We start from the raw sequence: 9,475 nt of genomic DNA, 5'->3' as shown, positions 1-9,475 counted from the left end.
ACAGCGTTCCGTGTAAGTATTGGGCGTTGACGATATTAGCCGCCTTACCCCACTGTGCCGCCTGAACCGCTTCCTGTTCGTCAGACCCGCATTTTGCTTTCAGCTTCCTTCAGATTTCACCTCACGATGAACACCCTTGCCGTTCAGCTAACACTTCCCCTTACCGGGTGTGTAGAGGACTTTCACCTCCAGGTCATCAGTTAACCACCACAGTCAACTGACAGCGCCCGTCAAGGCGCTACGCGCCATGCTCGGCGCACTAAAAAAATGGAGCACTGTATCAACAGTGCTCCCGGTTCGTTTCGCAGCTAATCCGGCTACTTTTGGTGCTCCCTGCTCGTCCGTGACAACTATGTCCTGCGGTCTCCTGACCTACAATCCGTCGTACTCGCGTCCTGCTACCTTCATCCTGAGGTGTTCCGGCATCATCCTGATGCGATATCCTTTGGTCTTCCAGACCCACCGAACGTTCCTGATTCGGCTCTCATTCTCCATCCTGGAGGTGTCCCTTACTCTTCCTGAGCGATCCTTTGCTTCATCCTGAAGCCTTCCCTGCAACACCATCCTGGTGCGTTCCGCTTCATCAATGAAGTAACATCATCCTGATATCTCCTTCATTTCCCGACTTCCTGTCGACGGGGCATAGAATCTACCATTTCCGGCCCTCTGACAAGACACTCACAACCAATGCTTATCATAACTTTCATTCAAAAGCTGAGGTTGTAAAAGTTAAGTTCCTGATAATTAATAACTAAATTTTATGGCGCTAAAAAATGTCTGCACGTAAAGTTAGCGATCTCTTACAGCTTGTGTAAGAGATGTCTCACAAGCCCGGCAGCGATCGACGCTTAACTCACCTGCGGCTGCAGCCCCTGGAGGAACAGACTCAGCGTGGCGGCCAGGGTTTTACGCTGCTTAGTACCGATTTTCTCCAGCACCACCTCACCGGTTAAGTTGCACAATGACACCACTTCCATTTCATCAGGGGTTGTCGCAAGGAACAGCGTCGGTGAAATTTTCAGCCGCTTTTGCGTAACCAGATGGCCAATCAAATTTTCCTGCACGCGCTGGAAATCATCTTCGCTCCAGGCCTGTAACAACGTGAGCGGCTGGTTGCCCGAGAGCGCAGGCATATCGCCGGCAAACTGGGTGGTATAAAACTGATGGGCCGCGGGCTGCAAAGCAATGTCCATAGCACGCTCTACCGCACTCAGATCGTTTGCCGGAGTAAAAGGCTGCGGTTGCCAGCGCACGTCGTCACCGGTCGTGGTTACGATACATGGCGACGGTACACCATATAATTCTTCACTGGCGGGCCATCCTCCGGTCTGCTCACGCCATGCCTGGCAAAAGCGACGGGTAAAATCTTCCAGCGCCTGACGTACGTCGTTATCCACCAATTTCTCACTCCCTCAAGGCTGCGGTACAATAAAGGCCAATTGTACCTGCATTCTACCGGTGACACATGTCTTATGAAAAACACCAGGCCCTGAGCGGCCTGACGCTGGGCAAGCCAACCGCTTACCAGGATAAATACCAGGCGGCCTTACTCCAGCCCGTACCGCGCAGTCTGAACCGCGACCCGCTTGGCTTACAGGCTGATAGCCTGCCCTTTAGCGGCGGCGATATCTGGACGCTGTACGAACTATCATGGCTGAATAGCAAGGGGTTGCCGCAGGTTGCCATCGGGCATGTGCAGCTTGATGCCAACAGCGTAAATCTGATTGAGTCCAAAAGCTTTAAGCTCTATTTGAACAGCTTCAACCAGACGCAGTTTGCCGACTGGGAAGCCGTGCAGGAAACGCTAAAGCGCGATTTAAGCCTCTGCGCGCAGGGGGATGTCAGCGTGGTGCTGTTCCGTCTGCATGAGCTGGAAGGCCAGGAAATCGCCGCGTTTTCAGGGGAGTGTATCGATGAGCAAAATATCACTATCGATAATTACCAATTCAACGCCGATTACCTGAGCGGTGCGGCGGGTGATGAGATCGTCGAAGAAACGCTGGTTAGCCATCTGCTGAAATCCAACTGCTTGATCACCCATCAGCCGGACTGGGGCTCCGTACAGATTCGCTATCGCGGCCCGCGTATCGACCGTGAAAAACTGCTGCGTTATCTGGTGTCGTTCCGCCATCACAATGAATTTCATGAGCAATGCGTTGAGCGCATCTTTAATGACATTCACCATTTTTGCCAGCCGCAGAATCTGAGCGTCTACGCGCGCTATACCCGTCGCGGCGGGCTGGATATTAACCCGTGGCGCACCAATACCGATTTCCACCCCTCGTTTGGTCGCCTGGTACGCCAGTAGGTGCGAAATATCTCGCAGCCGGGAAAGGATTATTGTTTTCAGGTTGTTAAAATGAACGACGCAGGGCTATTGTAATCATTGGGAGCGGCACTTCACGCTTCGTAAGGAGTTAACTTGATTACACATATTAGCCCGCTAGGCTCAATGGACATGTTGTCGCAGCTGGAAGTGGACATGCTCAAACGCACGGCCAGCAGCGACCTTTATCAACTGTTTCGCAATTGTTCACTTGCCGTACTGAACTCAGGAAGCCAGACCGATAGCAGTAAAGAGCTGCTGGCGCGTTACGAAAACTTCGATATCAACGTGCTGCGCCGCGAGCGTGGCGTCAAACTCGAACTGATTAACCCTCCTGAAGACGCCTTCGTCGATGGCCGTATTATCCGGGCTTTGCAGGCAAACCTGTTTGCGGTGTTGCGCGATATTTTATTCGTCAACGGCCAGCTCTCCAGCGCCGGTCGCTTCCAGCATCTCGATCTCGAAGACCCGGCCAATATCACCAATATGGTGTTCTCTATCTTACGTAACGCCCGTGCCTTGCACGTCGGCGAAGCGCCAAATCTGGTGGTTTGCTGGGGCGGACACTCTATCAACGAAAACGAATATCTCTACGCTCGCCGCGTCGGAACCCAGCTGGGCCTGCGTGAACTTAATATTTGCACCGGCTGCGGCCCGGGGGCAATGGAAGCACCAATGAAAGGTGCGGCGGTAGGCCATGCCCAGCAGCGTTATAAAGAAAGCCGCTTTATCGGCATGACAGAACCCTCGATTATTGCCGCCGAGCCGCCGAATCCGCTGGTGAACGAGCTGATTATCATGCCTGATATCGAAAAACGTCTTGAAGCGTTTGTCCGTATTGCGCATGGCATCATTATCTTCCCGGGCGGGGTGGGGACGGCGGAAGAGCTGCTGTATCTGCTCGGTATCCTGATGAATCCGCACAACCACGATCAGGTGCTGCCATTGATTCTGACCGGGCCCAAAGAGAGCGCTGATTACTTCCGCGTGCTGGACGAGTTTATCGTCAGCACCGTAGGCGAGCAGGCTCGTCGCCATTACCAAATCATTATTGATGATGCGGCAGAAGTGGCACGTCAGATGAAAAAGGCGATGCCGAAAGTGAAAGAGAATCGTCGTGAAACAGGCGATGCTTACAGCTTCAACTGGTCGATACGTATCGCGCCGGATCTGCAGGTGCCTTTTGCACCCACCCATGAAAACATGGCCAATCTTAAACTCTATCCGGATCAGCCGGCAGAACAGCTGGCGGCCTCTTTACGCAGAGCGTTTTCGGGGATTGTCGCAGGCAACGTTAAAGAAGGCGGGATCCGCGCAATCGAGCAGTTCGGGCCGTATAAAATCCACGGCGATGCAGAGATGATGAAACGCATGGATGTATTGCTACAGGGGTTTGTGGCCCAGCACCGTATGAAATTACCCGGTACGGCATACATTCCTTGCTACGAAATCTGCACCTGAATTCCCCGGGGTGGAGCGACTCCGCCCCTCTTTTTCTCTCTTTTTCTCTCTTTTTCTCTCTTTTTTCTTCTCTTACTGGCTTCCCCCTATCTGCAAACGCTTCCGCCATCAGTGTTTTAATCTGCATAAAAACTTATGTTTTACTCTGAATTTCTGCTGAAAATCACATTTATACAGACTATTACACCGAAACGACATATTGAAACACCGTTTTATTATCTAAAAAAACGCATTTAAATGAAATAAATTCCGTTAAAAACACCAGTCACAGACTTAAAATCTACCAACAACACCATAAGCAGTATAATTCCTATAATTGAGATCTTGATCACTGATGGATTTACGCTATGAATGTATCTTTCCGCCCGCTGATTATCACCGGCCAAAATTACTATAAAACCGCCTGTCGGCAGTATTAAGTTTCAGTCGTCAATGGCAAGTCAGCGCGATTGACGCAGATTTCGAATCATATGTTCCTTTGGAGAAGTAGATGGAAACCACTCAAACCGGCAGTATTGCCTCTGTCGAGAGCACCAGTTCATGGCGCAAGTCCGATACTATGTGGATGTTGGGCCTGTACGGTACCGCCATTGGCGCGGGCGTTTTATTCCTGCCGATTAACGCCGGCGTAGGCGGTCTGATCCCGCTGTTCATTATGGCGATCCTCGCCTTCCCGATGACCTTTTTTGCTCACCGTGGCCTGACCCGTTTCGTGCTGTCAGGCAAAAACCCTGGGGAAGATATTACTGAAGTTGTGGAAGAGCACTTCGGCGTGGGAGCGGGTAAAGTCATCACCCTGCTTTACTTCTTCGCAATCTACCCCATTTTGCTGGTGTACAGCGTCGCTATCACCAACACCGTGGATAGCTTTATTACCCACCAGCTGGGGCTGGTTTCGCCACCTCGCGCGATTTTGTCTCTGATCCTCATCGTCGGTCTGATGACCATCGTTCGTTTCGGCGAGCAGATGATTGTCAAAGCGATGAGTATTCTGGTGTTCCCGTTCGTTGCCGCATTAATGGTTCTGGCGCTGTACCTGATTCCTGAATGGAGCGGCGCTGCATTCGAAACCCTGTCATTTAGCGCATCTCCTGCGAGCGGCAGCGGCCTGTGGATGACGCTGTGGCTGGCCATTCCGGTAATGGTGTTCTCCTTTAACCACTCACCAATCATTTCGGCCTTTGCGGTAGCAAAACGTAATGAATACGGCGCAGAAGCGGAGAAAAAATGCTCCCGCATCCTCTCCTACGCCCACATCATGATGGTAATTACCGTGATGTTCTTCGTATTCAGCTGCGTACTGAGCCTGTCTCCAGCCAACCTGGCCGAAGCGAAAGCACAGAACCTCTCGATTTTGTCTTACCTGGCGAACCACTTTAACGCGCCGGTTATCGCCTGGATGGCACCGATTATCGCGATTGTGGCGATCACTAAATCCTTCCTCGGCCACTACTTAGGAGCAAGTGAAGGCTTTAACGGCATGGTGATTAAATCGCTGCGCGGTAAAGGTAAGAGCATTGAACTTAATAAACTGAACCGTATCACCTCCATCTTCATGCTGGTGACGACATGGATTGTTGCCACCCTGAACCCAAGCATTCTGGGGATGATTGAAACCCTGGGCGGCCCAGTCATCGCGATGATTCTGTTCCTGATGCCGATGTATGCGATTCAGAAAGTCCCGGCAATGCGCAAATATAGCGGTCATATCAGCAATGTATTTGTGGTCATCATGGGTCTGGTCGCAATTTCTGCTATCTCTTACTCTTTATACTCTCTGTTCATCTAACTGCTCTAAGCCGCCTGCGCACGCGGGCGGCTTTTTCGCCTCTAAAGTGACTCAAGCAACGGACGCAACATGATTAGCGTATTCGATATTTTCAAAATCGGTATTGGCCCTTCCAGCTCCCATACCGTCGGCCCGATGAAAGCAGGCTTTCAATTCGCAGACGATTTAATTAAGCAAGGGATTTTGCATAACGTCACGCGCGTAGTGGTTGATGTCTATGGTTCACTGTCGCTCACCGGTAAAGGCCACCATACCGATATCGCCATTATTATGGGTCTTGCTGGTAATATGCCGGACACCGTCGACATTGATGCTATCCCACACTTTATTCAGGACGTGAATACACACGGTCGCCTGCTGCTGGCAAACGGCCAGCATGAAGTAGATTTCCCGGTCGATAGCTGTATGAACTTCCACGAAGATAATCTTTCCCTGCACGAAAACGGCATGCGGATTACTGCGCTTGCCGGCAGTGAAGTTATCTATAGCCAAACCTATTACTCCATCGGCGGCGGTTTTATCGTCGATGAAGCGCACTTTGGCCTCACTGATACTCAGCAGGCGGTTGTGCCGTATCCTTATAAAAGCGCAGCCGATCTACAGCGCCATTGCACAGAGAGTGGGCTTTCACTGTCTGGCCTGATGATGCAAAACGAACGCGCGCTGCGCCCGCAGTCGGAAATCGACGCGCACTTTGCTAATGTCTGGGGTGTGATGCGCAGCGGTATTGAGCGAGGGATCGCTACCGAAGGCGTACTGCCGGGTAAAATGCGGGTACCGCGCCGCGCCGCAGCGTTGCGCAGGATGCTGGTCAGCAGCGATAAAAACAGCTCTGATCCAATGGCAGTTGTCGACTGGATTAATATGTTTGCCCTGGCGGTGAACGAAGAGAATGCGGCCGGTGGCCGTGTGGTTACCGCGCCAACTAACGGTGCATGCGGTATCGTTCCTGCGGTTTTGGCCTATTACGACAAATTTATCCGTGAAGTTAACGCAAATTCTTGCGCACGCTACTTCCTTGCTGCCGGTGCGATTGGTTCGCTGTATAAGATGAACGCGTCGATTTCAGGGGCGGAAGTCGGTTGCCAGGGAGAAGTGGGCGTGGCCTGTTCCATGGCGGCGGCAGGTCTTGCTGAACTGCTCGGCGGCAGCCCAAGCCAGGTCTGTATTGCTGCGGAAATTGGCATGGAGCACAACCTCGGTCTGACCTGTGACCCGGTTGCCGGGCAGGTTCAGGTGCCCTGCATCGAACGCAATGCCATAGCGGCAGTGAAAGCGGTGAATGCGGCACGAATGGCATTACGCCGTACCAGCGAGCCACGCGTTTGCCTCGACAAGGTTATCGACACCATGTACGAAACGGGTAAGGACATGAACGCTAAGTATCGGGAAACCTCCCGAGGCGGACTGGCGATGAAAGTCTCCTGCGACTAAAAAAAACCCCGCGGGATGGACTCAGCGGGGTTTTTTAATGGTGGGCCGTCTTAACGCAGATCGCCCACTTTCACATGGTCCATATCATCAAATACCTGATTCTCACCCACCATACCCCAGATAAAGGTATAGGCGCGAGTCCCCACGCCCGAGTGGATTGACCAGCTTGGGGAAATCACGGCTTGCTCGTTTTGCATCACGATATGGCGAGTCTCTTGCGGCTGGCCCATCATATGGAAGACGCAGCTGTCCTGCTCCAGACCGAAGTAGAAATAGACTTCCATACGACGTTCATGAGTATGGCAAGGCATGGTATTCCACAGGTTGCCAGGCTCAAGCTCAGTCAGCCCCATGCTTAACTGGCAGGTTTCCAGCACATCCGGAACGAAGTACTTATTGATGGTACGGCGGTTGCTGGTCACGCTGTCGCCCAGGGTCACTGGCGATACGTCCGCAGGGGTTACGCGTTTAGTTGGGTAAGCGGTATGCGCCGGAGCACAGTTGTAGTAGAAGCGAGCCGGATTTGCCGGATCGATACTGGCGAATACCACCTCTTTAGCGCCTTTACCCACATACAGACCATCACGGGTACCGATTTCATAGCAGGTCCCATCCACAGTAATAGTGCCCTGACCACCGATGTTGATAACCCCCAGCTCGCGGCGTTCCAGGAAGTAGCTCACCCCTAACTGTTTCCCCACCTCACCGCCAACGCTCACCGTGCGAGTAACTGGCATGACGCCGCCCACAATAATGCGATCGATGTGGCTGTAGGTCATGGTGTACTCATCGGCGGTAAAGATAGTTTCAATCAGAAACTCTTTACGCAGGCCGGCAGTATCCAGCGTTTTTGCATGATCACTATGAATGCTTTGACGAATATCCATTACTGTTCCTTACGGGAAATAAAAGGCGGAAGAAAAATCACGCCCGTTACTATTAATAATATTTTAGCAATTAAAACGGAGTTGTTCACAACAACGCTACATTTCACTGCCCCACAAAGACAGTTTATCACCTCGATAAATAAATAATGTGATCTAAACTGAAATATTGTTTCAATTTGATTGAATCACCATTCCGATAGTGGGATAGTTTATTCTGAAGAGCGTCACCGGAAGCATGAAGCGAAGGCAAGTCGCTCAACAAAGTTAATGAAACTGCCATTAAGAGCAATGATATCTCTGGCCTGATACGTAATAAAACAGGGAAAACAAACGGTTTTCACCGAACATAGTTAAGCAATTTTTTCATTAACTCACTGTAAATAATGAAAAAATAACAAGGAATTATTATGAAGATTAAAGCCACTATTGAACGTATCCCTGGTGGGATGATGTTGATCCCACTGATTCTTGGAGCAGTTTTAAATACTTTTGCTCCTGATACGGGCGCCTATTTTGGTTCTTTCACTAAAGGGATGATTAGCGGCACCGTTCCCATTCTGGCGGTTTGGTTCTTCTGCATTGGGGCATCCATCGATCTGCGAGCCACCGGCACCGTACTGCGTAAATCCGGCACCCTGGTGCTGACTAAAATTGCTGTGGCCTGGGTGGTGGCGATGATTGCCGCTTCCTTTATCCCGGAGGGCGGGATTCAGACCGGTATGTTTGCGGGCTTATCTGTTCTGGCCCTCGTATCGGCGATGGATATGACCAATGGCGGCCTGTATGCCAGCCTGATGAACCAGTACGGAACGAAAGAAGAGTCTGGCGCATTTGTGCTGATGTCTCTGGAATCTGGCCCACTGATGACCATGGTGATTCTGGGCTCTGCGGGTCTGGCTTCATTTGAAGCACATCACTTTATCGGCGCCGTGCTGCCGTTCCTGATTGGTTTTGCCTTGGGCAACCTGGACCACGATTTCCGCACCTTCTTCAGCAAAGCCACGCCAGTCCTGATCCCGTTCTTCGGCTTCGCGTTGGGTAACACCATTAATCTGGGCGTGATTATGGATACCGGCCTGCTGGGTATTATGTTGGGTGTTGCGGTGATCGTCATCACCGGCATTCCATTGATTCTGGCTGATAAATATATCGGTGGCGGCAACGGTACTGCGGGTATCGCAGCCTCTTCCGCAGCAGGTGCCGCGGTGGCAAACCCGGTTATCATTGCCCAAATCAACCCGGCGTTTGAACCTGTCGCCGCGTCAGCTACCGCACTGGTGGCAGCAAGTGTGATTGTGACCGCGATTCTGGTGCCGATTATTACTGCGCTGTATTCAAAACGTGTCGGGGGAACCCCGGTCAAAAACAGTGAAGATAAAGACGATATCGTCGAGCTTTCTCATTAATTCTGGGAAGCGCGCATAAAGAAATGGAGCCGAATGGCTCCATTTGAGGTTGCTGACAAAGAAGGAAAAAGCGTGGTTTTTCCTTCTTTGTGGTTATCAGCCGAAAATCAATAAATTGATTTTCCTTGTTTTTTATTGATGGCCTATGTTCGTTTTGCGAAACACGTGGGTT

Annotated in this window: 7 protein-coding genes; 5 read left to right on the top strand and 2 right to left on the bottom strand. The window is 51.3% G+C overall.

Annotated elements, in window-relative coordinates:
* Positions 1-848: 848 nt before the first annotated feature.
* Positions 849-1,397 (bottom strand): SecY-interacting protein, encoded by a 549-nt coding sequence (syd, locus tag EHN07_RS18815; RefSeq protein ID WP_124025541.1) that lies wholly within the window; start codon positions 1,395-1,397, stop codon positions 849-851.
* A 68-nt stretch (positions 1,398-1,465) separates the two neighbouring features.
* Between syd and queF the strand changes: the two genes are divergently transcribed.
* From queF to EHN07_RS18795, 4 genes are all read left to right on the top strand, one after another.
* Positions 1,466-2,308, top strand: coding sequence for an NADPH-dependent 7-cyano-7-deazaguanine reductase QueF (gene queF, locus EHN07_RS18810; RefSeq protein ID WP_124025540.1), 843 nt, complete (start codon positions 1,466-1,468; stop codon positions 2,306-2,308).
* 114 nt (positions 2,309-2,422) lie between these two features.
* A complete protein-coding gene (gene ppnN / locus EHN07_RS18805) occupies positions 2,423-3,787 on the top strand; it encodes a nucleotide 5'-monophosphate nucleosidase PpnN (protein ID WP_124025539.1) in 1,365 nt (454 codons plus the stop codon).
* A 490-nt stretch (positions 3,788-4,277) separates the two neighbouring features.
* Positions 4,278-5,576 (top strand): HAAAP family serine/threonine permease, encoded by a 1,299-nt coding sequence (locus EHN07_RS18800; protein ID WP_124025538.1) that lies wholly within the window; start codon positions 4,278-4,280, stop codon positions 5,574-5,576.
* A gap of 69 nt (positions 5,577-5,645) precedes the next feature.
* Positions 5,646-7,010: an L-serine ammonia-lyase gene (locus EHN07_RS18795; RefSeq protein WP_124025537.1), complete on the top strand. Its 1,365-nt coding sequence runs from the start codon at positions 5,646-5,648 to the stop codon at positions 7,008-7,010.
* A 50-nt stretch (positions 7,011-7,060) separates the two neighbouring features.
* On the opposite strand, the gene kduI is transcribed toward EHN07_RS18795, so the two are convergent.
* Positions 7,061-7,897, bottom strand: coding sequence for a 5-dehydro-4-deoxy-D-glucuronate isomerase (gene kduI, locus EHN07_RS18790; RefSeq protein WP_124025536.1), 837 nt, complete (start codon positions 7,895-7,897; stop codon positions 7,061-7,063).
* Positions 7,898-8,304: 407 nt separating this feature from the next.
* Between kduI and kdgT the strand changes: the two genes are divergently transcribed.
* Entirely contained in the window at positions 8,305-9,303 is a 999-nt protein-coding gene (gene kdgT, locus EHN07_RS18785; protein ID WP_124025535.1) for a 2-keto-3-deoxygluconate transporter, read from the top strand.
* Positions 9,304-9,475: the final 172 nt, after the last annotated feature.

This window comes from Buttiauxella warmboldiae (genome assembly GCF_003818135.1).
GTDB classification, from domain to species: Bacteria; Pseudomonadota; Gammaproteobacteria; order Enterobacterales; family Enterobacteriaceae; genus Buttiauxella; species Buttiauxella warmboldiae.
This window is presented reverse-complemented; position numbering and strand designations above follow the sequence as displayed.